The organism is Rubidibacter lacunae KORDI 51-2 (assembly GCF_000473895.1).
In the GTDB taxonomy this organism is placed as follows: domain Bacteria; phylum Cyanobacteriota; class Cyanobacteriia; order Cyanobacteriales; family Rubidibacteraceae; genus Rubidibacter; species Rubidibacter lacunae.
This window is the reverse complement of record NZ_ASSJ01000017.1, coordinates 48,943-74,905: the sequence shown is the minus strand read 5'-3', so window position 1 is coordinate 74,905 and position 25,963 is coordinate 48,943. Positions and strand designations below refer to the sequence as shown.

Genomic DNA, 25,963 nt, shown 5'->3' with positions numbered 1-25,963 from the left:
CGCGGACAAACTGACATTTGCCGCAGTTCTCGCTTTGCCGCACGTTAACTACCTTGTGGAGCGTTAGCATCTCGACGCTGCAGTACCACCATCTCCCGCCCGACAACAGGGCTGCGGGCCAATGGTTCGCCGCGCGTGTCGGCCACATCGAGCTTAGTGAAGTCCAGCTCGCGCGAGCGCTCGAATAGTTCGCGCGCGATGCGATCTTGGCGCTTGGGAGGCAGTTCGTACCAGCGATCGCTGACGGCGACGGTCAAGCGACTGTCGCGGAAGTTAGCCTCGATCGACTGAATCAACCCTTCGGCATAGCGATTGGCAATTTCGGCCACGCGCTCCTGAATTGCCGCAATCAAACTCTGCTCCGGCGTTAGTTTCAAAGCAGGTGCTGGCGGTGCGGGCGGTTGCTTCTTGGGGGGCGGTGCAGGTCTCTCTTGCTTAGGCGGTGCTTTTGGGGGTGCGGTTGCAACCTCGGAGGGGAACCCGCCAGTGAAGAGCGTAACCCCCGTCCAGACGAAGGCAACAACCGAACCAACGAGGATGCCGGTTAGCGCCCAATCTGGAACGATCGCGTCGATCTCTCTGGGGAGTGCGGCGCGAACAGACGCCAACACGCGTTTCCACCCGCGTGGACTGTCCGCGGTTTCCCCAATAGCAAAACCTTCGTCCACGGGCAGGTCGCCCGCCGTGCTCGGGAGCGGTTGGGTAACCTCGGACGGTTCGGAGTCAAGGGCACCGTGCAAATCGGCAATGGGTTGCGTTGCTTCTTCGCTCTCGGTGTCCGTTCCTGCTGATAAGGTCGTGGTGGTGTCGGTGCACTCGTCGAAGTCAACCGCTTCGAGATCTGCCAGGGCGGCAAGGGCCCCTAGGTCTGCATCAGAGCCAGATGCGTCGGATGTCCTTGCTGGTGGGGTGGCTTCGAGGCCGGCGATAATGCTTTCTAATAGTGAAACAAGTGCCCGCAGCAAACGAATGGCGAGAGCCGTTGCCGGGGGAGCAGATCGTGCGGCCAGCGGTTCGGTCGCAGGTGCACCCGCAGTCGGCTCGACCGGCGGGCGACCGGCAGCAGCATCGTCTGCATCCGTTCTTACCTCGTCGTCAGCCATACCGTCTGCCATCTTTTAAGTTCCGCGCGGTGACGCGGGACGCTCAACGCTCACAGTTTACCGTTTCCCCGGTGGCGTAACGGCGTCCGACGCTGCCGTAGCTAGTCGCGCCCGTCGCGTCCGACGGTAGCGGAGATGCGATCGCCAGGATCGCGGTGGCCAGCAAGAGTTGGGGCAAGGGTTGGCAAGCGAGGACCAACGTGCCAAGGATTTGCCGATGCTAGAAGTATCCCTTACCATGCCAAACTATGCCAAGAATCACGACAGGCCCTCAGGATTTTCGACCGGCGGAGAACCGATCGAGCTTCATGGCTCCGCTGCGATGGCAGCGCGCGTGTCGGGCGATCGCAGTGCTACTGTCACTTTGGCTTGCGGTCGCGATCGCGGGCTGCGGCGACAGAACGCCAACAGCAGCTGTTTCGCAACTAGTGTTTTCTATTCCGAGCGACCCAACCACATTTAATGCACCGCTCAACGACTCGCTGTACAGTCGCTACGTCCTCCGTCCGATTAACGAGGGTCTGATCGACATCGACGGTCTCACGGGCGAGGTCATTCCGGCACTGGCTGAATCCTGGGAGATTTCCGACGATCGCTTGCGTATTATCTTTACGTTGCGCGAGGGACTGCAGTGGTCGGACGGTGAACCCCTGACGGCTAGTGACGTTGTATTTTCTTACGACAAAATTTACCTCAACGAAAAGATTCCCATCGGCGTGCGTGACATCCTAAGAATTGGCGAGTCTGGCACATTTCCGGCCGTCCGCAAACTCGACGATCGTCGCGTGGAGTTCGCCGTCCCCGAACCCTTTGCACCCTTCTTGCGTTTTGCGGGCGGGCTGTACATCTTGCCGGAGCACGTGCTCGCATCGTCCCTAGAAGACTCCGATGCTGGCGGGAATTTGAAGTATTTATCGACCTGGACGACAGGAGCCGATCCGCGGACGGTTATTGGAGCCGGTCCGTATCGTATCGTCCGCTACGTGCCATCTCAGCGCACGATCTTGGAGCGCAATCCTTACTATTGGCGTAAAGGCAAAGATGGCGAACCCCAGCCCTACATCGAACGCCTCGTAGTGCAAACCATCGAATCCGCCGACAATCAATTGATCGCGTTTCGCACGGGCGACCTGGATATTCTCTCCGTTTCGCCAAAGCAATTTCGATTGCTCAAGCGCGAAGAGGCACGAGGCGGCTACACGATTTACAATGGCGGCCCTGTAAACAGCAAGAGTTTCTTGACTTTCAATCTCAATCGCGCCCTAGATGAGAACGGAACACCGTTTGTCGATCCGGTCAAGCAGCGTTGGTTTCAGAACAAAGCGTTCCGTCAGGCAGTAGCGTATGCCATCGATCGCGAGCAGATTAAAAATACGACGTATCGCGGTTTGGGTGCCATCCAACACTCGCCGATTGTAATTCAAAGTCCGTTTTATCTGTCTCCTGAAGAGGGACTTAAAACCTACAGCTACGATCCCGAGCGCGCGCACTCTTTATTGACAAATGCCGGCTTTCAGTACGATGCAGATGGGTTGCTGTTTGATGCCGATGGCAATCGCGTGCGCTTTCGGATGTTAGTAACGCGCCCGGATTCAGCAGTACAAATCGTGCAGGATCTTGAAGCAATCGGCATCCGGACGGACTTACAAGTACTTCAGTTCAATGCAATGATAAAGAAGCTCGACCGCCGCGATTGGGACACCTGCCTTTTGGGCTTTGGCGGCGGCAGTCTCGATCCGCACGGCGGGTTCAACGTTTGGTATTCTGGCGGGTCGCTCCATACGTTCAATCAGGGTCCGATTCCCGGACAGCCACCGATTCAAGGGTGGGAGGTTTCCGATTGGGAACGCGAGATCGATCGCCTCTTTATTGCCGGGGTGGGAGAACTTGACGAGGAGAAACGCAAGGCAATCTACGGCGAGTTCCAGCAAATCGTTGCCGAACAAGTGCCGTTCATCTACCTCATCAATCCGCTCTCGCTTTCGGCTATTCGCGATCGCATCCAGAATATCAAGTACACGGCGCTCGACAGTGCCTTGTGGAATCTCTACGAACTCGACGTCGAGCCAGAGTAGTTCGCTAGCAAGAAACGTCGCGATAAATGCTGTCGGTAATTGCAGCGGGCGCACCCTCCTCAGTCGATCTATGGCAGGGGGTGTCAGAAATTTCGGCTCAGAGGTAGTTCAAAGCCTGACTCTGCCCTGGGAGTCAAACAAAAACCCTGACAATCCCTGAAGAACATGGAGGTATCGTGACACGAAGGGTCGATCGCCTATGACAAACATCCCCACACCGCTTTGCTTCGCAACCAAATTCTTAGATCGCCTGCACGGATTGCTTGCACGGATTGCTTGCCCGAACCAGGCTGAATTTGCTTGCGATCTCACAATGCGCCCTTTGCTATATCGTTGCTGGAGGCGATCGCGGTAGGTTCGACTTGGCACGCAATCCGATCCCAGAACTCGATCTCGATCCGACAATGGTGGGTTGGTTTCGCTCGCAACTGCAGGCGTGGGGGCAGCAGAACCTGCGGGATTTTCCCTGGCGCCAGACGCGCGACCCGTATGCACTGCTCGTAGCGGAGTGCTTGCTCCAGAAAACCGAAGCAAAGTCTGTCGTACCCGTGTATTTGGAGGTACTCGCACGCTACCCAACGCTGCTCGATTTAGCAGCCGCTGACGAGCGCGAGTTGGGCAACGTGCTGCGCCCGCTCGGACTGCACTTCCGGGCCGAACGTTTGACAGCAGCAGCTCGTGCGCTTCTCGGTCCGCCTTACGCAGGACGTTTGCCCGACACGGAAGCAGAGTTGCTACAACTGCCCGGCGTCGGCATGTACACGGCGCGAGCATTGCTATCGCAGGTTTTCGAGCAATCGGCAGCGGTGCTCGATGCCAGCGTCGCGCGCATTCTGGAGCGGTGTTTGGGCTTGCACGGCGGTCGGGTGAAGTCCCGCGACCCGTTGCTGTGGGCGGCGGCCGATGCCGTCGCTCCCAGCGATCGCGTAGATCGCTGGAACCTTACCCTCATCGACTTTGGGGCGTTAGTGTGTCGCGCGCGATCGCCGCACTGCCCGAGGTGTCCGCTCCGCGTTCGCTGCCACTTCTCCCGCGAAGGCCCTGAAACTCATCAAGCCTAAACCCTCCCGACTCATTCGGTCGGGTTGTGGTAGAGCGGGTACCAAAGAATAGTACATTGGTGCAAAACGGGGTGCGATCGCCGTCCGGGTGCGGACTTGCAGTGGGCGGTTTGAATAATTGAGGCAATTCCCACAGGAGGACTTTCCATGGGTAACAGCCTGAATATCTGCGATGCCAGCACGTTCGACGGTGACGGCTCGTCCGGTCTTAATATTGGATTTCCTCACCGAACGCATCACTGTCCGAGAGCCGATTTGCAGCTGGGTTTATCAAGCAATTCAAAGACTTAAATGCTCGCAAAAGCGATGATGTCCGAAGGCTCGTGCAGCCGGCGGACGCCGCAAACGTTGAACGGCTATCGGATGCGCAAAGCTCGAGCGTTCGATTGGAAGCAGCAGCTCGAGGAAGCGATCGTGGCATTTCTCAAAGCAATGAATTCATCATCCTTGTCGATGACGAGCAAGTTGCGGGCAATTGGTTTCAGCAACAGACCGGTCTCGTTGATGGGAATGCTTTCACGTGCAGTGTTTCAGTATCTTTACCGTAAGCAGACCAGTGCCGCTCGCGATCGAAGGCATAGACCAGAACCGTAAAGGGAACCTCAAAGCGCTTTATCTACTGCGCTTTCTCGACCTCATCGGTTATTCAAACCATGGAGGACATCGCAAAATCCGGACGCACTTCACAAACGTCCCCCATGCTTGCCAATTCGATCCGGCGCCTGGTGAAGCCGAGCTTCTTCGAATGCAGCGTATCATGGAGCCAGTAGCCGCTGGAATTCCCGTCTGGAAACAGCTCGGGTGTTTTTCAAACATGGGATCGGGGTAGGTGCTGAACGCACTTGACTATCTTCATCAGCGGCAGATATGCAGCTACGGATGCCATGGGAATGCAAATGGTTTTGGGTCCCGCTGAAGAGATTGCCATGATGTTTTAGCTGGAAGGGGAATCTGGAGGTGTTTCACCGCAGAATCCTCTTGGACAGAGAGATTAAGTCCCACTCCACAAAATCCGCAAGAACCTGACCGTCAGATTGCAGTAACCCCGATTTCGAGCAGACGCGATGCCCACCTCCTCACAATTTCGCCCGCAATACCTGAGCGGCGACGACATTCGGCGTAAGTTCCTCGACTTTTATGTCCAGCGCCATCATCAGGAGCTGCCCAGCGCATCTCTCGTTCCGGACGATCCCACCGTGCTGCTGACGATCGCCGGGATGTTGCAGTTCAAGCCGATTTTCCTCGGCCAGCGCAGCGCCTCCTACGCGCGCGCTACCACCTCCCAAAAATGCATTCGCACCAATGACATCGAGAACGTCGGCCGCACCAAACGCCACCACACGTTCTTTGAAATGCTGGGCAACTTCAGCTTCGGCGACTACTTCAAAGCAGAAGCCATTCAGTGGGCGTGGGAGCTGTCTACCGAAGTCTTCGGTTTGCCGCCAGAGCGTCTCGTCCCCAGCGTCTTCCGCGAAGACGATGAAGCATTTGCTATCTGGCGTGACAAAATTGGCGTACCGGCGCACCGCATTCAGCGTTTGGGCGAAGCAGACAACTTCTGGGCTGCCGGTCCGACCGGTCCCTGCGGTCCCTGCTCGGAGATCTATTACGACTTCCATCCCGAACACGGTGATGACGCGATCGATCTCGAAGACGACACGCGGTTCATCGAGTTCTACAACCTCGTGTTCATGCAGTACAACCGCGATCGCGAGGGCAACCTGACGCCGCTGCAGACCCAAAATATCGACACCGGGATGGGGTTGGAGCGCATGGCACAGATCCTGCAGGACGTGCCCAACAACTACGAAACCGACCTGATTCTCCCCATCATCAAAACCGCCGCCGCGATCGCCAATATCGACTTCACCAGCACTGACGACTCCACCCAAACCTCGCTCAAGGTCATCGGCGACCACGTCCGCGCGATCGTTCACCTCATTGCCGACGGCGTCAGCGCCTCCAACCTCGGACGCGGCTACATCATGCGCCGCCTGCTCCGCCGCGTTGTCCGCCACGGCCGCGCGATCGGCATTACCACCGCATTCATTACGCAAGTTGCCGAGACCGCTATCGACCTTGCTGCCAAGCCATACCCCAATGTTCGCGATCGCGCCGATTACATCCTCGGCGAAATCGAACGCGAAGAAGCCGCCTTCTTCAAAACGCTGGAACGCGGCGAAGCGGTACTGGCTGCAATTGTCGCCAAAACCGAGCAGACAGCCAGCAAGCAGATCGACGGGCGCGATGCCTTCGATCTCTATGCAACCTACGGGTATCCCGTCGAGCTGACTCAAGAAGCAGCCGAAGAACGCGGGTTGACGGTTGACATGGATGGCTTCGATGCAGCAATGAATGAACATCGAGAGCAAAACCAAGCCGCCCACGAAACTATCGACCTGACAGCGAAAAATGCCATCGGCGCGATCGCGGCCAGTGGGACTAAGACCCAATTCCTCGGTTACAGGGAATACGCCAGTCCGGCGCAAGTGATGGGATTAGTTGCCGGTGGACGGCAGGTCGAGCGCGCAGCAGCCGGGACGACCGTGCAAATCGTCCTCGATTCGACCCCGTTCTACGCCGAGTCCGGCGGGCAAATCGGCGATCGCGGCTACCTGAGCAGCGATGACGTACTCGTGCGTGTTGAGGACGTTCAGAAAGAAGGCAGCATTTTCGTCCACCACGGGCGCGTAGAACGCGGCACGCTGGAGCTCGGCACGCTACTCAACGCGCAGATCGATCGCTCCTGCCGCCGTCGTGCCCAAGCCCATCACACGGCTACACACTTATTGCAAGCCGCCCTAAAGCAAATGGTCGATCCGGCCGTCTCTCAAGCTGGCTCGCTCGTCGCCTTCGATCGCCTGCGGTTCGACTTCAACTGCCCGCGCGCGATCGCCCCTGAGGAATTGCAACAAATCGAGGAGCAAATCAACACTTGGATTGCTGAAGCCCACGACACGCAAGCAGCAGAAATGGCGATCGCCGATGCCAAAGCCAAGGGAGCCGTAGCCATGTTCGGCGAGAAGTACGGCGATGTCGTTCGTGTCATTGACGTACCCGGCGTGTCGATGGAGTTGTGCGGCGGCACTCACGTCAACAACACGGCAGAAATTGGTTTGTTTAAAATCGTGTCGGAAACAGGTATTTCCTCGGGCGTGCGGCGCATCGAAGCCGTGGCTGGACCGGCAGTGCTGGAGTATCTGAACGTCCGCGACGACATCGTCCGCGATCTGTCCGATCGCTTCAAGGTCAAACCCGAAGAGGTTCTAGGACGCGTCGATGGCTTGCAAAGCGACCTCAAGTCAGCCCAAAAGCAGCTCGAAACGCTCAAGCGGGAACTCGCCCTCGCAAAGTCAGATAGCTTGCTCGATACGGCCGAAACGGTCGGTGCTTTCCAGGTACTCGTCGCGAACATGGGCGAACTCGATGCAGAAAGCCTCAAGACAGCAGCAGAGCGCTTGCAGCAGAAGCTAGGCGAAAGTGCGGTCGTGCTGGGTTCGGTACCGGCAGAAGGCAAAGTCAGCCTAGTGGCAGCCTTCGCTGCGAAGATTATCAACGAAAAAAAGCTGCAGGCCGGGAAGTTTATCGGAGGTATTGCAAAATTGTGCGGCGGCGGCGGCGGCGGGCGCCCGAACCTAGCACAAGCAGGCGGGCGCGAGCCAACCGAGTTGCCAAAGGCGCTAGCCACAGCCAAACAGCAACTGCTCGACAGTTTGCAGTAAAGACGCGGTCGCCGCTAAAACTCAACCCGTAACAGTTTGAAGGACCGCTGCAGACCATAGCGCTCGCTCAAGTGTTGTGTCCCTGATGTGTCGAAACCGCGAGCGATCGCGGCAAGCCATCAAAAACAGCCCGGCATGAATAACCGAGGCGTGCAATTGCACGCCTCGGCTCTGAAGATGATTGGTGGCTGACATGCTACAGGATCTTCGAGTGTGAACCGCATTGCCTGAGTTATCACATTCGCACTGCACCCATCGGGAAATCAGCAGGAGAACAGCTCGCGTCAGGGCGAGGGCGAGCTCGAAACGGCTCGGAGTCCCGCACAGGTTTTCAGTCGTTCTGCCAGGTCTGAGCGCCAATTAGATCGGCTACACAATCGCGCAACAGAAAATCGTTGCGCTCCAGTTCGCATTCGACACAAATCCACTCGCGCGGAGGAATAAATTGACAAAGGATGTAAAGCGGTTGATGCGGGCTAACGTGACCGCAATCGACTAAGTGGCGAGCTTCCTCGCGGAGCGTCTCGATCGAGTAGCGCTCGGGTGCAGCGGGAGCAGCAGTTGGCATGGTCAATACGCTCATAGCTCTCAAAGGAATGCAGCCTCAACATAAATATTAACCTCAAATGACTTGGGGATACACCCGGAATTTTCAGTATTCTGAGCTACAGTTCGCAGGCTTGTTTGCAAATATTAAGGATTCCGTCCGAGCATTAGGAATTGTGCGCAGGAGTCAAAAACCGAAAGCGAAGGCCGGTTTGACTTTGGCTTGGCTGTAAAAACCAACCTTCCTAGCAAAGTAAAGAAGTGGCTAAAAGCAGGTTAAGACAGATCACAGGAAAACCGCTGTCGTGGTGTCAGGGGAGCCTGACATTTTCTCGCCCGCCGACGGGCACAGCCGCGCGATCGCGATTTCCTGCGCGTCAGGTGTTTGCCCGTAAGTGAAGGTCCAGGGCAGCTCGGGCGGCAGGTGCGGGTGTAACCAGTCAAGGAGGTACGGGCTGCCGTAGACGGCGATCGCTTGCAGCGTGCCGCTGGCAATCAGAGTTTGAAGGATGGTGCGGGTCGTTCTATCGAGTCCAGCCGCGCCGCGAAAAGGATTGCCGCGTGCGAACAGTTGCAAGAACGTCGGCGTGCCATCGCAGAGGCGATCGCGACAGTCGGCAAGCTGGTGCCGGGGCAGCAGGTGCAAATTGCAACCGAGCTGTTCCGGAAAGGCAATCGCGGGGACGTGGCGGTCCAAGAACGGACTGTTCAGCAGATCGTCGACGATAACGAGGTTGCGCGTACCGGGCGGCAAGCTGGCGGGGAGGGATCCCCCAAACTGCATGGCGGCAGCATCAATCGCGCGGGCTGCCGCCACGGCTTCCGGTCGCGCTAGCTCAGCGGTTAGGTCGGTAGCGGGCTCGAGGGACGCTCCTGTCAAGATGCGTTGCTTGGCATGCCAAAGGCGTTCGAGCGAACAATACAGGCGATCGCGTGCGATGCGACCCGACTCTACGGCTCGGCAGACCGCCGCGATCGCGGCAACCGGATCGGCAGGCATCAACAGGATATCAGCGCCGGCTTCCAGAGCCAGCACTGGTAGTTCTTCGGGCGGAGCAATGTCGGCGATCGCGCCCATGATCAACGCGTCAGTGACGGCAAGTCCTGTGAAGCCCAGCTGCCGGCGCAGCTGCTCGGTCAAGACTGCAGGCGAAACGGTTGCCGGGCACTCTGCGTCCCAAGCCGGTACGAGCAAGTGCGCGCTCATAATGCTGTCGACCCCGGCCGCGATCGCGCTTTGAAACGGAGGCAGCTCCACTTGTGCCAGGCGCTCGGGACCAGCCGTAACAGTTGGCAACGTCAGGTGCGAGTCGACGGCAGTGTCCCCGTGACCGGGAAAGTGTTTGGCGCAGGTCAGCACCGGATACTGTTGGGCACCGCGAATGAAGGCAGCAACTAACGAGGTAACCGTCGCCGCTGCCTCGCCAAAAGCGCGTACATTGATGACTGGGTTGTCCGGGTTATTGTTTACGTCGGCGACCGGACCCAGAATCCAATGGATGCCGAGTGCCAGTGCTTCGCGGGCAGTCGTCGCACCCATTTGCTCGCATAGGGCGCATGCATGTGGCAAGTCGCGCCGGGCGATCGCAGCGATCGCCATCGGCGGCGGAAACCATGTTGCTCCAGGAAAGCGCTGTCCGACCCCTTCTTCGATGTCGGCTGCGATCGCCAGCGGCAGTCTTGCCCAGCTCTGCAGCTGTTGCGTTCGGCAAGCCACCTCAGTAGCGCTCCCACCCAGAAGAATCACCCCGCCGACGTTCAAGTCGCTCAACCAATGCCGTAAGATTGCGGCTGGCGGTTCCCATTGCGGATAGCGGATTTGGCGATCGAATAGCTGGCCGGAGGCGCGCACGACAATGAGCTGCGCAACTTGTTCGGGAAGCGGCAGCTGCCTGAAATCCGGCAGGGATTTAGTCGGCAATGTGGGTGAAGAAACACGCGCGGGCATCGTCGGAGCCTCCACTACCGATGGCAGGCGATCGCCCAACTCGACTGCAGGGCTTCAGGATCGAATCGTCAGAATCGAATCGTCCCTTCGGGGACAGGTGGTCGGTCAGTAACCCAACCTGGATTCAGCCCATATCTTCGGCGGAATCAAGAATATCTTCGCGCGACTCGCGTTTTTGACGCAGTTCGTCCAGCAAAGATATAGTCCGAACCCCCCGCTCGAGCGAACGATCCTCGAAAAAAGCAATCTCAGGGGTTCGCCGCAAACGAATGCGCTGGCCCAGTGCGCGGCGCACGAAACCCGTTGACGCGCGCAACCCATCCATCGTCTCAGCGCGAGCGTCTTCAGTCCCGTAAACGCTGACGAAAATCTTGGCGTGCTGCAAATCGCCCGACACCTCAACCGTCGTAACGCTTGGCATTCCCGCTCCTACGCGGTCGTCTTTAATTTCACTGGTTAGCATTTGGCTGACCTCGCGCTGGATCAGCGATGCAACACGTGCGATGCGACGATTAGTAGCCACGCTCCGATACTCCTTAGATGGGCTGCAAGGGCGCGACTGTCCGTGCGTCCGTGACCGACGGCCCGACACCCAGCATAACGAAGCTCTTCACGCTACGGTGCAGAGTAGCCGAGCATAGCCTGGAGGGTAAAGGCGATAAATGCAAATCCACCGACAATGGCGCCGACTAAGGCGATGGCCGTTGAGGGCCGCTGCAAGAGCGGGCGCAGGCGCTCGAACAGGGCAAAAAAAATGCCGAGTGAAATTGTGATGAAGTAGCGCGGATAGCGCAACACGTTTTCCCAAAAACCTTCCATAGCGATCGCTCCAGTGCTCTCTCGGACCTATGCTAGTCGGTTCTCGATAACCTCGGCAGCCGCGTCGCGCAGGCAAACGTTTAACGCCCGTTGAGGAGGACCCGCCCAGACCGCTGAAACGAGACAACTAATAATGCCAAGATGCCGAATCGAGTTGGGGGTGCTCCGGCAGGCAAACTGCTGCAAGAAAGCATCTGTCGGTAGGTCGATTTGCGCGTTGTAAGCTGGCGACAAATCATAGCTAGCGATGGCGCTTGCACCTCGCAGAGTCAGCAACGGCAAGGCGAAAGACTGAGGAAACGTTGCCCGAGCGCGGCACGGAAGCTCGGGGTCAAGATTCACATTGGAGTGTAGCGATCGCCTAGTGGCAGCAGAATCGTCCGGGTCGATTGACGTCCCGGACAAGCGCAATGGTCGGATGTTAACCCATTGCAGCCGCGCGGCGATCGCTGTCCATTTTCGTTACGAGGCAGGAACGGCTGCAACAACTTCATCAGCAGCCATCGCCATGCGTTCCATGCGCGCGCCTAGCTTCCGCAACTTGCCATCGAGGTGTTCATAGCCGCGATCGAGGTGATGCAATCCTTGCACGATGGTGACATCCTTCGCCGCCAGACCGGCCAGTACCAAGGCTGCCGATGCGCGCAGATCGGTGGCCATCACGGGCGCACCCGTCAGCGTTGGAACGCCGCGAATCAGGGCGTGTCGACCGCGTACGCGCATGTCCGCTCCCATCCTCGCCAACTCGGCAACATGTCCCATGCGGTTCTCGAAAACCGTTTCCGTGACGACACTATCCCCCTCTGCCAAAGCCAACAGCGCCGTGAACTGTGCCTGCATATCGGTTGGAAAGCCTGGATACGGCAGGGTTTCAATGTCCGTCGCGTGTAACTCTGCCGGCAAAACGCGCAAGCAGTCTTCGGCATCGCGCACGACTTGCGGACCGACTTCCTGCAGCTTGGCGATAACTGGCGATAGGTGTTCCGGCACCACTGGTGACAGGCTAATTTCCGAACGGGCGATCGCCCCAGCGATGAGCAACGTTCCAGCTTCGATGCGATCGGGCACAATCGCGTATTCCGTCCCGTGCAGCCGCGGCGTTCCAACGATCGCGATTTCCTTTGTCCCCGCTCCGCGAATGCGCGCGCCCATCGACCGGCAGAAGTTTGCCAAGTCGATAACCTCTGGTTCTTGGGCGGCATTTTCAATAATCGTCTCGCCCTCGGCAAGAGTGGCTGCCATTAGCAGCGTTTCTGTCGCGCCGACACTGGGATAGTCCAAATAAATACGCGCGCCCTTCAAGCGGCAATTGCGTCCGGCTAGGCTGGCGTAGACAATGCCGTGCTCGATACGAACGTGTGCGCCTAGCTGCTGCAACCCGCGCACGTGCAGGTCGACCGGCCGCGTACCGATTGCGCAGCCGCCAGGCATCGGAATCTGAGCCGAACCATATCGCGCTAATAGCGGTCCAATTGCAAAGAAGCTAGCGCGCAATTTCGAGACTACTTCATAGGGAGCAGTAGCAGAGTGGAGGTGACTGGCATCGATGTCGAGCACGTCGCCGTTTCGCTCGACCCGCACGCCGAGCGCGCTCAGCATCTGACCCATGCGCGCCACATCCACCAGCGAAGGCACGTTACTCAGGCGGCAGGGCTCCGGACACAAGAGCGTCCCAGCCATAATTACGAGGGCGGAATTTTTGGCACCGCTTACTCTGACGTGGCCGCTCAGGGGTGTTCCCCCCCAGATTTTGAGCGCGGACTCACTGGCATTAAGGTGCGTTGGGGCCGCGGAACTCGATGACACGTTCATGGCTCTATCCTCCACCACAGACCTCTGACACTATAGATAGATCTCTGACACTATGTACGAGCGCGGGGCAAAATTTGTTCCGATTCTACCGGAAAGCCATGTATTGTCTAGTATTCCCCACTTCACTCTCAGGCAAAGGGCGCGTGCGAATCTATACTCTTATTCTCAAGAACGGGCGTCCGATCGCGCCTTATTGAGCTTAAAGATTGCGGATCGGACCACATTGGCGTGCCAGACCCCAACACTTCGCGCGATCGGCAATAGAATCCCGACTTGCTTCGCGATCTCCTACCCGTTAACATTCCCCCAACCCGCCAACAGTGGAAATAAAACTCACCTACGCTCCAATAAGGATCGATCTTTAGCAATTTATTCCATGTAATGGAAGGTGTGAGGGATCGGATTCATTCTCAATTAGCCGAACTCGAGTCCCCGTTATTGCGAAACTACAGCATGGATTTGGAGATACCCCGCTCGCGGCCCTACCTCGCTGCTCTTGACACCCTGAGATTCTTGTGGAATGATGGAAAATCGCGTCAGAAGTTATGAGCGGAACTGGCGGAATTGGTAGACGCGCTAGATTCAGGTTCTAGTGGGAGTTTTCCTGTCGGGGTTCAAGTCCCCGGTTCCGCATCATTCGAAGGCGCAAAGCATACCGAATCGGTATCAAGTTGGAGGCGACCGCTGCAGCGGTCGCCTCCAATAGTTTTTAGGGAGTTTTCGAGGACGAGTTTCGAGGCAACCGGACGGGAGGCGGTGCGGTAAACTCGATATCCAGCTTCAGGCGCGATTGTTGCCGCATGCGCGTTGCGGGCACCGAAGTTACGAGTTAATGACCAATGGCACGTTCAAACGCACTCGGAGAGCTTGGAGAGCAGTTCGTTGCCGGTTGGTTGAGCGGGCGAGGTTGGGACGTACGCGCGCGCCGCTGGCACTGTCGCGGGGGCGAACTCGATCTTGTCGTCTCCCGACCGGTTGCCGATCGCCCTGGCGGTGTGACCCTGGCATTTGTGGAAGTGAAGACTCGCGGGCGCGCCAGTTGGGATGCCGACGGACTATTAGCGATCGCGCCAGCCAAGCAACGCAAATTGTGGTTGGCAGCCAGGTGTTTTCTCGCCGAACATCCCCACCTGGCCGACTGCACCTGTCGCTTCGACGTGGCGCTTGTCCGCGCGCAGAAGCTGGTAGGCGCGCCACCTGAGTCCGTCTCGAACGCCGATAGTTCTCGAGATCTCGTCCGTACGCCATCTGCAATCCGGGATGGTTACCGACTAACACTGCTGGACTATCTGCCGGGCGCGATCGTGCTCGAATAGTAATAAATACATCGATCTTGCTTGCACCCAACATGCCGAGGTTGCAAACCATTGATATCGTGCCGAGACCTGGGGCAGGACGGTTCGGATGAGCGGGATCGTCCCCTACTGGTTAAAGGTTTCTCAGCTGCGCGCCCTGGTTGCAGAAGCCGATTGTGGGAACTTCAGCGAAGCAGCGCTGTAACTGGACTTGTCCCTGTCGAACATCAACCACGCAATCTCCCCTTTATAGGAAGAACTCGGCGTCGTATTGCTCAAGCTCGGGCGCTGTGGGACGCGACCCATACCCGTAGGCGATCGCACGATCCACCGCGCGCGACAACTACGGGTGCGTGTCACCTTCTAGAACGATAATTCTGCACCAGCGTGCAAGACTCCTCGCAGTGCAATAAAAACAAGCTAGTTTGGGCAACTTAGACTGTTTCCGGGCTTAGGCAGCTTCCGATTTTTCTCCCAAGAATTGTGACATGCACCCAGTCGAAATAACGATGCGTTAGCTTTATGTGCAGGCACCTCGATAATTTTCTCAAGACCGAAGAAGGTCGGCAGGGCAGCATGTAGCATTTCAGCCGCCGGCACGTCACAATCCAGCAATTTTCCGAGGTGCGCTGGCACGGGAATGCGAGGGTTATTAAAAAGCGGTGCCAGCGACACTAGGAGTTCTGGGCCCTGCTGGGAGCGACTGCGAACGTGGGCTTCTCAGGCGATGAGGTTCAACCGTGCGCTGCCAATGAGACCCAGAACCATCCAAGCCAAGGTAATGAGGTGACGCAGGTCTTGGTGGCGAAAGTGCTGTTGCAACCAAGCAAACAGTTGGCTGCAAACAAGTAGGGAAGCGGGCATACCCCCTCAGTGGTCGGCGACTCATTTTAGTATGCCGCAATGACAGTATGGCAGGGTTTTCAGGCGTTCTGTCCGTCAGCCAGGTGCCGAACAGGTAACTCTCAGCATCCGATCTGCCTTCAGCTACCTTCCACTCGATGGGATCGGTCTCCTATCTTCTCAGTTCCTTAGCAACGGCGATGAGGGGATTCGGTTGCGGGGACTTCGGAAACTGCACGGGAACTAGGCTCGCACGAGGAACGAGCTCGTCCGCATCAACCCAACCGGAGAAATAAGTCAGGCTAGTACTGTCATTCGTCAGGCGATCGAGCTGCAAGTCGCCCCGCAAGGCATAAACATCTACCGGGCGTTCTGGATCGAAGTCCTGAAAGTTAGCGATTCCCGCTGGACCTAACCCGACGTAATTGAGTGCGATCGCGTCGAATCCACGCACGAAGCGCTCGCCGTTCCATCGCCAAGCCAATCCGTCCCAATTGACCGGTGGCAGGCGGTTGCTGTCGACCCGGCCGCGATCGCCGTATAACTCCGACCATGTCGACGCACCGGTTTCGGGCAGTTCCACTGCAAAACCCGACGCATAGCGAACTTCATAGCGTGTTGCCGAGAAATCGTAATCCAGTGGCGACTCCCATAGCACTTCCACCGTCTCAGTTTCGTAATCTGGAGTCAATGACGCGCCCGTTTCCCCGCTCAACAATGACTTGTAAAGAGTGATGCCCTCAACGGGTAACTCGGCTTGGAGGGCCACGCGCCAGCACTCCCAAGCATTTGCATACTCGATACGCTGCCACCCTACCGCGCAGATACCGTTGCCAGTGCCGACCCACAAAATTTCACCATCAAGCGATAGATGGCTGACGATCGCGCCGACGATCGGGCTATTGCGGAGGTGATAGATGAGGAGGGGATTGGCCGTACCGGGACGATACGCCACCAACCCGACTCCCGGAAGAAAGGGATTGCCCTCGCCACTGATTTGCGTGCCCAGAAATTGACATCCTCTCCCAGCAACCCTATCGAGTATGCAGGGAGATTCCCTGGGTCACCCCAAAGATTTCCTGCTTCAACAGGTGCCAGCTAGACTGAGTGACCTCAGCCCCCGCCGCAGCCCCTTCACAGGCAGTTTCAATCACCCGTTGCCCACGGGAAGAAATGACTTGTCCACTGGCCACATCACGGGGCTTGATTGACCCGCAGTTGTCACAGTGATGAATTCGAGTTGAGAGATCTTTGCGAACCTCTACACCACAATCTGGACACTCCTGAGACGTGCCCCGCGCATCAACCTTGCCGTAATACACATCGCGTTTCCAACATACCCACGGCAGGATTTGATTCACAAACTGCCCTAGCCCAGCATCCAGCGTGTGTTTGCCCAGCATCCCTTTGGCCATAATGCGGAAGTCGAGAGCTTCCACAAACACTATCCCTGCATCGTCGCAGAGGTGATGTGCTAGCTTGAAATGCCAGTCTTTGCGGGCATCGGCAATGCGTTGATGAACTCTCGCAATCTTCTTGTGGAGCTTTAGCCAGTTGGCTGACCCCTTTTGCTTAGTCTTCAATCGGCGTTGCAGCAATTTCAGCTTGCGGTGCAGATTGTTGAAAAAGCGAGGTCGTTTGACCTGTTCTCCATCGGAAGTCGAAAGAAAGTATTCCAAGCCAACATCGATCCCCACCGGATGCCCATGAGGAGCAACAACGGGAATATCAACATCAGCCTGAAGACTAAGCATGACAAAATACCCAGAGGCTTTACGCACAATCCGAGATTGCTTGACCTCGAACAGGTCGGGGATTTCCCGCGACCACCGAACCCTGACAAGACCCAACTGCGGCAGCCTAACTCCCTCGTCTGTGATGCAGTTTTTGAGCATCTGAGGGAAGACAAAGCTACGCATTCGATTGGGCTTCTTAAATCGTGGGATCCCCGACCGCTTCAATCGCCACGACTCCCAAGCCGCTTCCAGCTTTCGGATAACTTGTTGAAGCACCTGGGCATTAACGGTCTTGAGTCTGGGGAAATCAGCTTTTGCCGCAGTCAGTGACTTGCACTGTCGTGCATAGCTGGGAAATGGCGCATCCGCAGGCAAGATGAACTCTTGCCGAATCGAACACGCATTCACTGGAGATTTGCGAGAATCCAGCCAGTCTTTGCGCTCCCGCAGTGCAAAGTTCCAGACATTGCGGCACACATCCAACATGCACTCAATCTCTGAAACCTGCTCGGCGGTTGGCTCTAGCTTAAATTCCCACGTCATGTTTAGCATGAAACCATCATATCCTAAGAAATAAATATTTGCTTCTTAGGCTTGGCTAAATTACTCCCTTCGGTCGTGCGCCGCTTCACCACCCCCCAAGCCTTCGGCTATGGGCGGAGCATTGCGACGATCTCGGTAGATGCGATCGCGACATCGGTAATCTGCTGGTCGGCGATTGCCTCGGGCTGCAGGAGAACCAGGGCATTTTCACCGGGCGTGTAGCTCGCCAGCGTCGCAATGCCGGTATCGCCTTCCCCTTGCGAGAAAGCTATCGACCACACCAGGCGATCGCCCGCCGGTGTGATTTCGGCGGCCGTCACGCGCGGTATGCCCATTCCAAGGCCGCCTGAGCGCTCGACCTCTGCTTGGGTGTAGAGGACGGTACGCCGAAGCGCGTCGCTGTCGGGAGTCTGTAGCTCGAAGACCGCACGCTCTCGTACACCCTGGACATCCGAAAACGGGTTGGGGTCCAACAGAACGCGATACCGATAAGTCCGACCGTCTAGCTCGATCGTTGCAAAGGGGGGATCGGCTAGCTCGGCGGAATAACTCTCCCAGTCTTGCTCGGGAGCACGCTTCCAAGTACTGGGAAAAATCTGCCAAACGCGATCGCCCCGACAAAACACGAAATCTTGCCCCGGCGAAACGAAGCGCACGGTCTCAGCATCGGTTGCGATCGAGCGGATGCGAAAGTCAAATTGCTCCCAAAAAAGCTCCGGGGGCGGCGGCACGAGGGTCGGTACGAAATCGGCTGGAGGTTGCGGACAGGTGGTATCTTGCGCCTCAGATGTCTCGGGCACGGATGCTGACGGCGGGGCGGGGCGGGGGTCTGTTGGTTCCCTACCATGCGGCAATCGCTGGCAAGATAAGACCGTGCCGGCAAGCGCTCCGCATAGGGCGACCGCGCTCAGGCGTCTGACTGGTTGAAGGAACTGGGGTTTGTCGAGTCGGTATGCCATAGCTGCCATTCTTGTTGCAGAACTTCAGTCCAACGGGCGGCGAGGCGCGGTTGCGTAAATGGCACGGCGATCGTTCGATCGCTCAGTGCAAAGGCAATCGCGGCTTTACCTTGCTCGGGTGCCGTGCTGGGGTTGGTGGGTCGCTCGTCGACGAGGAGTTGAACGGCCTCCACGTCGGCAAGGGAGAAAGATTCTATGTCGGCAGGAACGGGTCGCGCGGGTTTACCCCACGTCACAAGTGCACCTTTCTGCCCCAAGACCGCATAGATGTCGTACTTGGCGCGTTCGAAAGAAGCAGACCAACGCCGGTAAGCCTCGACGTTTTGGTATTCGCACCAACCCGCTCGCGCCAGCCAGACGAACAGGGCAAGGAGCGGTAACCACAGGATTCCTCGCAGTGCGTCGGACATAAGCGTTCTCGTTCCACTTCCGCTCCTTACTGTAACGAGCCGGTTGGCTGGTCGGCGCGATCGCGCAGGAGCAATGGCAAGACTCAACATTCAGTCCCACTGGCATCGAGCGTTAACGGTCAATTTGGCGTCGAACTGGTTCGTACGAAACTTTATGGCAATTTGTTAAGAAAGCTCTTGAGGGGCATCCCTCTTGGCGCAAAGTGAGGAGAGTTACTGCGTCAGGAGTTGGTTTCTATGCTTTCGGACTTCCAGGTTCTCATTGCGCTGACAATCGCGATAATTCCCGGCGTTCTCGCCTTCCGTCTGTCTACCGAGCTATATAAGTAAACGCCCGAGCAGCCTTGCGATTTCGCGCCGCGCGAGTCTAAATCGAGCTACTGCGCGGATGAATACTTGAAATTTGTGCAGTGGCGGGCACTTTTGGCACGCAATCCCTATCTAGCTAATTTCAATCTAGCTAGACTTATAGGTACAGTTGTGGTAGGTATGCAACCTACTAGATTGCTGCTGTCGCTCCATCACGGTTTATGACGACTTCATGGACAGTCCGTTGGAGGAACTGTCCTGATGGTCTAGAACAGCCGGGAAGCCGATCGCTAGACTCGGCGATTCTTATATGGAGCATATCGCGCTCGCCCTGCCAAAATCACAAGTGCTCGGACATCATGACCGCACTAAAATCGACCGCTCGACGCCCGCGCAAGAAAACGCAACGTCGCGGTTACCCCTACTGGGGAGTGCTTGCAGAGATTACCTGTAAGCTTTGCATCAGTGGGGTACTTGCTGGAGCAGCGATCGCCGCACTGGCAGAGCTTGTTCCTCACCATCGCGCGCAACAAGCTCGACTGCGTTCCGTACAGCACGAAGTTGCCGTCACCAAATATCGTGTCGATTTGCTCCGAGAGCAGTTCGATCGCAGTTTCGATCCGGAGCAGGCACGTCGCGTGATGCAGGATGAAACCGGGCGCATCAGCCCCGAAATGCGGCGCGTGATCTGGGTTGAATCAGACAAAGTTCAGAACTAAAAAACTTTTCTTTTAGCCCATTGGGTGCGGATGGCAGCCGCATCCAGGCGTTTTCCCAGATGTCGATCGTATTGGCAGGATATCGACCGGGCAGAACCTCAGACTAAAGCAACGCTCAAACTTTCAACTGAAGTGCTCTGACGATTCACCAAACCATCACAGCGGCTCGCGCGTTCAGGGGTCGCAATCCTGTTTGTACGTCTAGCGATGTTAGCATCCTGGCGAGTTCCAGCAGCGATCGGAGCCGTCGAAACCGATAAGAACTGAAACTTGTAAGAAAATACTGTCAATACAATCTGAAACTACCAATCGCAATGACTGCACCAACATTATTCCCCAACGCCCCCGACATCTCTGCTGAGGACTACTGCGTTTTTGGATTGGCAACCTGTTTCGTCAAAGCCGACGGCGAGGTAGAACAAGTCGAAGCGATCGAGCCAATTCCTTCAGCTGCCCTAGAAGCGATCGCAGCGGGCGTTCCTACGTCCTACCGCCTCGCGGTGGGGACGACGCTGGGGGCCGTATTCGCCGACGGTACGCTGCAGGTACCTGCAGACTTTCCAAGCAATGCCAGCTTCGGTAGCGATTTCGCTACCCGTGCCGTAGCCGCCGCTCGCACCTACAAGCGCAATCCCGATGCCAGCCAGCACATACCGCTGGGCACGACCCGCTCCGACTTCAATTATTCCACCGAGCGCAAGCGCGTGCTCAATGCCGAGCGGGTTGTAAGCGCAGAAGACAATGTCAAGCAGCATTCGTACACGCACCAAGTGCTGTAGAGCGATCGCACTCGGTGCAAGCAATCGCATCGGTGGCACGTAAGTATCAACCAGCACTAAAATCAAATACTCGTCACCAGACTCGCACGGGAGTATCCTTGCAAGCTATCGGCGGGTCTTGATGCATGTTGCCGCAAGTTTAAGCACCTAGAGATGTAGGCATCTAGCCTGGATTATTTACGAAGATTTTGACGAAGCCTCAAACCCTTGCTCTGACTCGGCTCCAATCTAGGTGTATAGAAACCCACTGTCATTGAGCGAAAAAGCCTGCCAGCCTCGCACGCCAAAAGGTTTAGGGTCTCCACATAAGAGTTCATGAATAATCCAGACTAGAGTAGGACAATCGACGCAGCATTCAATTTAATGCAGCAATTTACCTGCGATACTGCAAATAACCCGCGTGCCGAGAAGGGTACGCGGGTTATTTAAGGCTCTTGATAGATAGCAACAAGCTCAAGGAACTAGTTACAAGCTTATTAAAACGGGGCTGACGGGGCTCGAACCCGCGACCTCCTGCGTGACAGGCAGGCACTCTAACCAACTGAGCTACAGCCCCATGTTGTTTTTGAGCCGGATTCTATCGTAACGACCGAATCCGTGTTTGTCAACGTGCTCTTAAGACTGCGTCGTCCGCTGCTCAAGTGAGTGGGGTTGAGCGTCCCTGCGGTCAGTCTTGGACGGGCACAAGACGTACGACCCGCAGCGTAAACTCGCCGCCACCCGTTTCGCCAAATGCCCGCACGCGCACGATATACTCCCCGGATTCGTCAATGCGCGTAAACAGTAGTGAATTGGTCGTGCCATCGGGACCGTCGTCATTCTGAGCGATGGTTGTGCCGTCCCTGGCAATTAAGACGATGACCGTGTCGAAGTCCTCAGAAACCACGTCGATCGAAACTTGGTTGCCTCGCTCGAATGAAACCAAATAATCGCGGGCAAAACCGCCATCGCCCGTAGGAATATCGTCTGCAGTCAGTCGATCCACCACTTCTGGCTCGTCTGAAATTTCGATCGGGTTGTACAGCTGTTCGGCATGACTCGGACCCGAGCCGAGCAGCAGCCCGGTCGCTCCAAACAACATCAGCCAGTTACGCGCAAAACGATTCATCGATTCTCTCGTGGACTAAGGTTGGACTCGGCAGGCACGCTCTCTGCAGCGCGCAAGCTCGTATCATTATGTCTCAATTCGGTCGCCAGGCGTGCTGCTAGCTCGCGCAACAAAACACGAATTCAGTGCGAGTTCCATTGCTTCAGGCGCACAATCAACCGCAGCTTAGTTCATTGACCGAAGCATACTTCTACCGCCGCTCGGCGGTCGGGTTGGGTTAACCGTTCAAAGCCAATGTGCCAGCAAGGCTGAAGTCTCGCGTCCGGTCCGCTCCCAGCTGAATTGCGCCGCCCGCTGCAGCCCGCGTACGCGCAACTGTTGTTGCACCGAGCGATCTGAGGCGATTGTCTGCAATGCAGCGCTGAGTTCGTCAACCGATAGCGGATCGACAAGCAGTGCAGCATCGCCAGCCGCTTCCGGTAGCGACGAGCAATTGGAGGTGATAACGGGCGTACCGCAGGCCATTGCTTCGAGAACGGGCAATCCAAATCCTTCCCACAGGCTTGGAAACACTAAGGCGATCGCTTGGTTGAGCAGGACGGGCAACTCGTCGGCACCTACGTAGTCGAGCCAGCGTACCCGCGTTGCAATGCCCAACTCGTCCGCCAATGCCTTCAGCACCGGCGTATGACGGCGATCGCCAGACCCCGCCAGCCACAACTCCGGATCCGAAGCCGACGATCGCGGTAGGGCGGCAAAGGCGCGCAACACCCGCGCCAGGTTCTTGTGAGGATCGTGGCGACCGAGGTGGAGGAAAAAATTACCCGGTTCTATAGCGAGAGGTCGGAAACGCTCGCGATCGCAGGCTAGAGGAATGACAGTCGTCTTGGCTGCAGGAATGCCCAAGCGATCGGTAGCATCGCGAGCAGTTGCCTCGGAGTCGCAGAGAACGTGCAGCGCGCTGCTGAGGACGCGGGGGACGTAGTAACGGCAGTAGAACGACAACGGCGATCGGCTGACCGGGTAGCGAAGCGGGATCAAATCGTGGAGGGTAACGATAAAACGACAGCGACTTGCCAACGGGGCCTCGGGAATGGGCGAGAACAGCAGGTCCGCCTGCAGGCGGCGATATAGCTGCGGTAGCTGCCATTGCGTCCACAACAAGCGCCGAAAATGTCCCTGCGAACCGTCATCAGCGCTCATGTTGCCTGGAACGGAATAGCATGTCACGTCAGCGAGATCGCGCGCGCTTAAGCAAAGGGGCGGCTGCAACCCAGGTGCATGCAGGTAAGGCAGGAGATTGGTGGCATAGGTCATCAAGCCGGTCGGGCGGGCGTTAAGGAACGCGCAGTTGATGAGGAGCGGGTGCGACACGGCAGTGATAGAAACCCAGCGGGCGAAAGGGCTTTCCCTACATCCCCATTCGGCAGTAGGTTTCGTCCGCAATCGCGCTATGAGAAGATGGATGGATCGTCAGAGCAAAAGAACTATATCACGGCTAACAATCATGGCTAACATTCAGTTCACGCGCGGCATTAACGAGGAGACAGTGCCTGACGTGCGGCTGACGCGATCGCGCGACGGTAGCAGTGGCACGGCAACCTTTCGCTTCGAGGACCCGCAGGTGCTCAGCAGCGAATATTCCGATGAGATCACTGGCATGTACCTGGTGGACGAAGAAGGTGAAATCTCCACCCTGGAAGTGAAAGGCAAGTTCCGCAACGGTCAGGCCCGCGCGGTGGAAGCCATTCTATACATGCGCTCCCAGGAAGAGTGGGATCGGTTTATGCGCTTTATGGAGCGCTATGCTGCCCAGAACGGACTCGGGTTCAGTTCTGCCACCTGATTTGCCGAGAGAGCGCGGGATGTCATTGCTTCGGTGGAAAGCCGCTTGCCAATTACGTCCCGGTTCGGTCCCGAATGCGCTCGGCCGTCGGCGTCTTGGGCATTTTGAAGCGTGCGGAACTGGGAAGTTAACTCGGGCGATCTGCAGCAAGGTGCAATCCGCCTGGCCTGAATTTTCGCTTGCAAGTCAGTTGCAGCAATGTATAAATAGGGTTTGCTGAAAAAGTCCACAAAACGAATTTAGGAGGCAGAGAGCTTATGGAATCTGGCATTTACCATCTATCCCCAGCTTTTTGCCTCGGATTCTCGGCCCAAGTGCAAGGGTTTTGAGGCTCTGGTGCCTATAACCTTGCACTTTTCTGGCATAGAAAACGCTGAGATCCTTTCATTGCAGGGTTTCCAGCCTTTTTCAGCAAGCCCTAAATATATATTGCTATGGCAACAGCGCCTAATCAATTGAATCAGAACCTCAGTTCCCGAACACAACTGCGCAAGGGTGCCTGCATGTCACCCCGCGGGTAAGCACTTGTTCGAGCAACTGTTGAATTAAGAGAAAAGCCGCTGTGGAACTCTGGGAAATTGCAGGGGATTAGTCCGTACTCTTGAGCGGCTCGATCACTGATGTGGTGAAGCGTTCGAGGAACAAGCTGATGACGCGTCGGTTTTCGCGGATCTTGATGTTAGTATTGACTGCCAAGCCCGATCCAAGTTCAATTTCGCGTTCTTTGAGACGGAGTTCTTGAGCGTCCAGCTCGACCTTGGCAGGGAAGCGGTAGAAGTTGTAAATTTCATCCGGCTCGAGCGCATCGTGCCCGATCCAAATGACCGTGCCTTTGATGTCGCCATACTCGCTAAACGAGTAGGTGTCGATACGAACGTCAACGGTTTGACCCGGTTCAACAAAGCCGATGTCTTGGTTGGTAATGAAGACCTCAGCCACGAGCTCGTCGTCGGGAACGATTTTGAGCAACACTTCGCTCGGACTCGCCACGAACCCGGGGTAGGCTTGCATATCGAACACGGTGCCAGAAATCGGTGCTCGGACTTCTTGATAGTCCAGCTGCTGCTCGATTTGACCGATCTCGCTAGCGATCTCAGCCAGTCGCTTGTCGTTTTCAACGATCGATTTGTTCAACTGGCTGTCGATTTGCGCGATCTGCTTGATGTTCTCGCCGATGCGATCGTAGACATCCTTGCGAGAGATCGAGATAGCATTCTGCGCTTCCTGCCCAGCCTGCCGGATGGCAAAATCGAGTCGCAACTTTTCCTCTACCAGTTGCCCGACTTGGCTGGCGCGTTCCTGCATTTGCTGCCGCTGGCGCGTAACCTGAAGGCGGGCGACGGCACCCTCTGCAAGCAGCGGACTCAACTCATCGAGGATCTCTTCCTCCGTTTGCAACTGCTGTCGGGCGTCTTCTAAACGGACGTTAACCTGAGCTAATTGCTTCTGCAGCTCCTCAACTTCCAGGCGTGCGGCTGCCACCCGTGATGCAGACTCCTGGAGCGACGCTTCCAAGCGACCGAATTCTTCCCGGCTCATGCTGCGGTCGAGCCGTCCGGCTAAGATATTGCGATATAGCTGGTTCTCCGCCAGCAACGCCGTGCGGTTGCGGGCGAGGAACGCCACTTCTTGCGGGAGCTCCAAGCGCGCGATCGCGGTTTCGAGTTCGACCGGAGACACGGTCTCGCTCGCCATGAGCTGTCGGTAGAAACTGTTCTCGTTATTGAGCGATCGCTGGATGCTCGTCCGGGAAGCGAGTTGTTTAGTGGCTATGTCCGAATCATAAGCAACCAAAATGTCGCCGGCTTCAACCGTCTCGCCATCGTCGAAGTTCACCTCGCGAATCAGACCTTCGACAGGAGCTTGAATCTCTTTGACCTTGCCTACCGGTTTGAGCTGACCGGTTGCCTGCACCACCTGCTCGATGCGGGCAAAGTAGGACCATACGACGGCAAAGGAAATGACGCCCAATATCGTCCAAGTCAGGGCACGCGGCCAGATCGGCGACTGGCGCAACACGACCGACTGATCGAAAGTTTGATTGGCCAAGGTCAGCGTTGACTGCCCGCTCGGTACGATCGTACCGGCGGAGCCGCCGGCTTGCTGAGGTTGTTCGCCGCCTCCAGGCAAAAGATCCTGCCGTTCGCGTTCTTCGGTGCCTTTGGACATGGGGAAATCTCCTTGGTGCTTCCGATTGCTGTCTGAGTGTTGCCCTAGATATTTTTAAAGAATCGGATGCGGGCAAGAGTTCAAATGCTCGGCATCAAATTCGGGAAAATTTGCAATAATCGCGACAAGTTCGCTGGGACGAACTGCCCGCATGGTCATGCGCCAACCAATTGACTCGATCTCGATTACTGTGGGGCGGTTCGGCAGTGCAATCGCCACTC

27 protein-coding genes and 2 tRNA genes are annotated in these 25,963 nt (G+C 56.8%); 9 read left to right on the top strand and 20 right to left on the bottom strand.

The window, feature by feature from the left end; genetic code table 11:
- Positions 1-44: 44 nt before the first annotated feature.
- Both KR51_RS17245 and KR51_RS20870 read right to left on the bottom strand, forming a co-directional pair.
- On the bottom strand, positions 45-1,115 hold the full coding sequence (locus tag KR51_RS17245) for a hypothetical protein (RefSeq protein WP_022604926.1): 1,071 nt from the start codon (positions 1,113-1,115) through the stop codon (positions 45-47).
- A 31-nt stretch (positions 1,116-1,146) separates the two neighbouring features.
- On the bottom strand, positions 1,147-1,281 hold the full coding sequence (locus KR51_RS20870; RefSeq protein WP_269634872.1) for a hypothetical protein: 135 nt from the start codon (positions 1,279-1,281) through the stop codon (positions 1,147-1,149).
- A 130-nt stretch (positions 1,282-1,411) separates the two neighbouring features.
- Between KR51_RS20870 and KR51_RS03565 the strand changes: the two genes are divergently transcribed.
- Together KR51_RS03565 and KR51_RS03560 are read left to right on the top strand one after the other, a co-directional pair.
- Positions 1,412-3,178 carry an ABC transporter substrate-binding protein gene (locus tag KR51_RS03565; RefSeq protein WP_022604924.1) on the top strand — a complete coding sequence of 589 codons (1,767 nt, stop codon included), beginning with the start codon at positions 1,412-1,414 and terminating at the stop codon, positions 3,176-3,178.
- Positions 3,179-3,540: 362 nt separating this feature from the next.
- Positions 3,541-4,239, top strand: coding sequence for an HhH-GPD family protein (locus tag KR51_RS03560; protein ID WP_040655066.1), 699 nt, complete (start codon positions 3,541-3,543; stop codon positions 4,237-4,239).
- An 11-nt stretch (positions 4,240-4,250) separates the two neighbouring features.
- On the opposite strand, the gene KR51_RS19175 is transcribed toward KR51_RS03560, so the two are convergent.
- Positions 4,251-4,388: a hypothetical protein gene (locus KR51_RS19175; RefSeq protein ID WP_156914955.1), complete on the bottom strand. Its 138-nt coding sequence runs from the start codon at positions 4,386-4,388 to the stop codon at positions 4,251-4,253.
- Between the two features lie 915 nt (positions 4,389-5,303).
- Between KR51_RS19175 and alaS the strand changes: the two genes are divergently transcribed.
- Positions 5,304-7,961, top strand: coding sequence for an alanine--tRNA ligase (alaS, locus tag KR51_RS03550; RefSeq protein WP_022604915.1), 2,658 nt, complete (start codon positions 5,304-5,306; stop codon positions 7,959-7,961).
- Positions 7,962-8,292: 331 nt separating this feature from the next.
- Here the strand turns inward: alaS and KR51_RS03545 are convergent, their stop codons facing one another.
- From KR51_RS03545 to murA, 6 genes are all read right to left on the bottom strand, one after another.
- Positions 8,293-8,544 carry a DUF4327 family protein gene (locus tag KR51_RS03545; RefSeq protein ID WP_040655026.1) on the bottom strand — a complete coding sequence of 84 codons (252 nt, stop codon included), beginning with the start codon at positions 8,542-8,544 and terminating at the stop codon, positions 8,293-8,295.
- A 249-nt stretch (positions 8,545-8,793) separates the two neighbouring features.
- On the bottom strand, positions 8,794-10,455 hold the full coding sequence (locus KR51_RS03540) for a glycoside hydrolase family 3 N-terminal domain-containing protein (protein ID WP_084202383.1): 1,662 nt from the start codon (positions 10,453-10,455) through the stop codon (positions 8,794-8,796).
- Between the two features lie 124 nt (positions 10,456-10,579).
- Positions 10,580-10,978, bottom strand: coding sequence for a 30S ribosome-binding factor RbfA (gene rbfA, locus KR51_RS03535; RefSeq protein WP_022604909.1), 399 nt, complete (start codon positions 10,976-10,978; stop codon positions 10,580-10,582).
- Between the two features lie 92 nt (positions 10,979-11,070).
- On the bottom strand, positions 11,071-11,274 hold the full coding sequence (locus KR51_RS03530; RefSeq protein ID WP_022604908.1) for a DUF751 family protein: 204 nt from the start codon (positions 11,272-11,274) through the stop codon (positions 11,071-11,073).
- 27 nt (positions 11,275-11,301) lie between these two features.
- On the bottom strand, positions 11,302-11,679 hold the full coding sequence (locus tag KR51_RS03525; protein ID WP_156914954.1) for a hypothetical protein: 378 nt from the start codon (positions 11,677-11,679) through the stop codon (positions 11,302-11,304).
- A 57-nt stretch (positions 11,680-11,736) separates the two neighbouring features.
- Positions 11,737-13,086 (bottom strand): UDP-N-acetylglucosamine 1-carboxyvinyltransferase, encoded by a 1,350-nt coding sequence (gene murA, locus KR51_RS03520; RefSeq protein WP_022604906.1) that lies wholly within the window; start codon positions 13,084-13,086, stop codon positions 11,737-11,739.
- A 549-nt stretch (positions 13,087-13,635) separates the two neighbouring features.
- On the opposite strand from murA, the gene KR51_RS03515 reads away from it, so the two are divergent.
- A tRNA-Leu gene (locus KR51_RS03515) sits at positions 13,636-13,719 on the top strand.
- 206 nt (positions 13,720-13,925) lie between these two features.
- The gene (locus tag KR51_RS03510; RefSeq protein ID WP_022604902.1) at positions 13,926-14,402 is read left to right on the top strand and encodes a YraN family protein; all 477 of its coding nucleotides are present in this window, start codon (positions 13,926-13,928) and stop codon (positions 14,400-14,402) included.
- Positions 14,403-14,525: 123 nt separating this feature from the next.
- Here KR51_RS03510 and KR51_RS19170 read toward each other — a convergent pair whose 3' ends face one another.
- The 6 genes from KR51_RS19170 to KR51_RS03490 form a co-directional block, all read right to left on the bottom strand.
- Positions 14,526-14,741, bottom strand: a complete 216-nt coding sequence (locus KR51_RS19170; protein ID WP_156914953.1) for a hypothetical protein — start codon at positions 14,739-14,741, stop codon at positions 14,526-14,528.
- A 360-nt stretch (positions 14,742-15,101) separates the two neighbouring features.
- Positions 15,102-15,245 carry a hypothetical protein gene (locus tag KR51_RS19165; RefSeq protein WP_022604900.1) on the bottom strand — a complete coding sequence of 48 codons (144 nt, stop codon included), beginning with the start codon at positions 15,243-15,245 and terminating at the stop codon, positions 15,102-15,104.
- A 151-nt stretch (positions 15,246-15,396) separates the two neighbouring features.
- A complete protein-coding gene (locus tag KR51_RS03505) occupies positions 15,397-16,179 on the bottom strand; it encodes a hypothetical protein (RefSeq protein ID WP_198016681.1) in 783 nt (260 codons plus the stop codon).
- A 79-nt stretch (positions 16,180-16,258) separates the two neighbouring features.
- Positions 16,259-17,512 (bottom strand): RNA-guided endonuclease InsQ/TnpB family protein, encoded by a 1,254-nt coding sequence (locus KR51_RS03500; RefSeq protein WP_022604898.1) that lies wholly within the window; start codon positions 17,510-17,512, stop codon positions 16,259-16,261.
- Positions 17,513-17,610: 98 nt separating this feature from the next.
- Positions 17,611-18,303: a hypothetical protein gene (locus tag KR51_RS03495; protein WP_051358058.1), complete on the bottom strand. Its 693-nt coding sequence runs from the start codon at positions 18,301-18,303 to the stop codon at positions 17,611-17,613.
- A 107-nt stretch (positions 18,304-18,410) separates the two neighbouring features.
- Complete coding sequence (locus KR51_RS03490) at positions 18,411-18,872, bottom strand: hypothetical protein (protein WP_022604893.1); 462 nt, start codon at positions 18,870-18,872, stop codon at positions 18,411-18,413.
- A 237-nt stretch (positions 18,873-19,109) separates the two neighbouring features.
- Here KR51_RS03490 and psaM point away from each other — a divergent pair, with 237 nt between their 5' ends.
- The 3 genes from psaM to KR51_RS03480 all read left to right on the top strand — a co-directional run bounded on the left by psaM (position 19,110) and on the right by KR51_RS03480 (position 20,679).
- Positions 19,110-19,202, top strand: coding sequence for a photosystem I reaction center subunit XII (psaM, locus tag KR51_RS17985; RefSeq protein ID WP_022604891.1), 93 nt, complete (start codon positions 19,110-19,112; stop codon positions 19,200-19,202).
- Positions 19,203-19,540: 338 nt separating this feature from the next.
- Complete coding sequence (locus KR51_RS03485; protein ID WP_022604889.1) at positions 19,541-19,900, top strand: slr1601 family putative cell division protein; 360 nt, start codon at positions 19,541-19,543, stop codon at positions 19,898-19,900.
- Positions 19,901-20,214: 314 nt separating this feature from the next.
- The gene (locus KR51_RS03480) at positions 20,215-20,679 is read left to right on the top strand and encodes a hypothetical protein (protein ID WP_022604887.1); all 465 of its coding nucleotides are present in this window, start codon (positions 20,215-20,217) and stop codon (positions 20,677-20,679) included.
- Positions 20,680-21,161: 482 nt separating this feature from the next.
- Here KR51_RS03480 and KR51_RS03475 read toward each other — a convergent pair.
- The 3 genes from KR51_RS03475 to KR51_RS03465 all read right to left on the bottom strand — a co-directional run bounded on the left by KR51_RS03475 (position 21,162) and on the right by KR51_RS03465 (position 23,044).
- A tRNA-Asp gene (locus tag KR51_RS03475) sits at positions 21,162-21,235 on the bottom strand.
- A gap of 111 nt (positions 21,236-21,346) precedes the next feature.
- Positions 21,347-21,787: a PPC domain-containing protein gene (locus tag KR51_RS03470; protein ID WP_022604886.1), complete on the bottom strand. Its 441-nt coding sequence runs from the start codon at positions 21,785-21,787 to the stop codon at positions 21,347-21,349.
- Between the two features lie 225 nt (positions 21,788-22,012).
- Positions 22,013-23,044, bottom strand: a complete 1,032-nt coding sequence (locus KR51_RS03465; protein ID WP_198016683.1) for a glycosyltransferase family 4 protein — start codon at positions 23,042-23,044, stop codon at positions 22,013-22,015.
- Positions 23,045-23,234: 190 nt separating this feature from the next.
- Between KR51_RS03465 and psb28 the strand changes: the two genes are divergently transcribed.
- The gene (psb28, locus tag KR51_RS03460) at positions 23,235-23,573 is read left to right on the top strand and encodes a photosystem II reaction center protein Psb28 (RefSeq protein ID WP_022604882.1); all 339 of its coding nucleotides are present in this window, start codon (positions 23,235-23,237) and stop codon (positions 23,571-23,573) included.
- Positions 23,574-24,161: 588 nt separating this feature from the next.
- On the opposite strand, the gene KR51_RS03455 is transcribed toward psb28, so the two are convergent.
- Both KR51_RS03455 and KR51_RS19160 read right to left on the bottom strand, forming a co-directional pair.
- On the bottom strand, positions 24,162-25,742 hold the full coding sequence (locus KR51_RS03455) for an HlyD family efflux transporter periplasmic adaptor subunit (RefSeq protein ID WP_022604880.1): 1,581 nt from the start codon (positions 25,740-25,742) through the stop codon (positions 24,162-24,164).
- Positions 25,743-25,796: 54 nt separating this feature from the next.
- Positions 25,797-25,961, bottom strand: a complete 165-nt coding sequence (locus tag KR51_RS19160; protein WP_156914952.1) for a hypothetical protein — start codon at positions 25,959-25,961, stop codon at positions 25,797-25,799.
- Between the last annotated feature and the right edge of the window lie 2 nt (positions 25,962-25,963).

Bases quoted from the DNA above. Each gene is read 5' to 3' on its own strand.
- KR51_RS17245 (WP_022604926.1), bottom strand. From the start codon at position 1,115: ATGGCAGACGGTATGGCTGACGACGAGGTAAGAACGGATGCAGACGAT.
- KR51_RS03565 (WP_022604924.1), top strand. From the start codon at position 1,412: ATGGCTCCGCTGCGATGGCAGCGCGCGTGTCGGGCGATCGCAGTGCTA.
- KR51_RS19175 (WP_156914955.1), bottom strand. From the start codon at position 4,388: ATGGAAAGTCCTCCTGTGGGAATTGCCTCAATTATTCAAACCGCCCAC.
- alaS (WP_022604915.1), top strand. From the start codon at position 5,304: ATGCCCACCTCCTCACAATTTCGCCCGCAATACCTGAGCGGCGACGAC.
- KR51_RS03545 (WP_040655026.1), bottom strand. From the start codon at position 8,544: ATGAGCGTATTGACCATGCCAACTGCTGCTCCCGCTGCACCCGAGCGC.
- KR51_RS03540 (WP_084202383.1), bottom strand. From the start codon at position 10,455: ATGCCCGCGCGTGTTTCTTCACCCACATTGCCGACTAAATCCCTGCCG.
- KR51_RS03530 (WP_022604908.1), bottom strand. From the start codon at position 11,274: ATGGAAGGTTTTTGGGAAAACGTGTTGCGCTATCCGCGCTACTTCATC.
- murA (WP_022604906.1), bottom strand. From the start codon at position 13,086: ATGAACGTGTCATCGAGTTCCGCGGCCCCAACGCACCTTAATGCCAGT.
- KR51_RS03510 (WP_022604902.1), top strand. From the start codon at position 13,926: ATGGCACGTTCAAACGCACTCGGAGAGCTTGGAGAGCAGTTCGTTGCC.
- KR51_RS19165 (WP_022604900.1), bottom strand. From the start codon at position 15,245: ATGCCCGCTTCCCTACTTGTTTGCAGCCAACTGTTTGCTTGGTTGCAA.
- KR51_RS03500 (WP_022604898.1), bottom strand. From the start codon at position 17,512: ATGCTAAACATGACGTGGGAATTTAAGCTAGAGCCAACCGCCGAGCAG.
- KR51_RS03490 (WP_022604893.1), bottom strand. From the start codon at position 18,872: ATGTCCGACGCACTGCGAGGAATCCTGTGGTTACCGCTCCTTGCCCTG.
- psaM (WP_022604891.1), top strand. From the start codon at position 19,110: ATGCTTTCGGACTTCCAGGTTCTCATTGCGCTGACAATCGCGATAATT.
- KR51_RS03485 (WP_022604889.1), top strand. From the start codon at position 19,541: ATGACCGCACTAAAATCGACCGCTCGACGCCCGCGCAAGAAAACGCAA.
- KR51_RS03480 (WP_022604887.1), top strand. From the start codon at position 20,215: ATGACTGCACCAACATTATTCCCCAACGCCCCCGACATCTCTGCTGAG.
- KR51_RS03470 (WP_022604886.1), bottom strand. From the start codon at position 21,787: ATGAATCGTTTTGCGCGTAACTGGCTGATGTTGTTTGGAGCGACCGGG.
- KR51_RS03465 (WP_198016683.1), bottom strand. From the start codon at position 23,044: ATGACCTATGCCACCAATCTCCTGCCTTACCTGCATGCACCTGGGTTG.
- psb28 (WP_022604882.1), top strand. From the start codon at position 23,235: ATGGCTAACATTCAGTTCACGCGCGGCATTAACGAGGAGACAGTGCCT.
- KR51_RS03455 (WP_022604880.1), bottom strand. From the start codon at position 25,742: ATGTCCAAAGGCACCGAAGAACGCGAACGGCAGGATCTTTTGCCTGGA.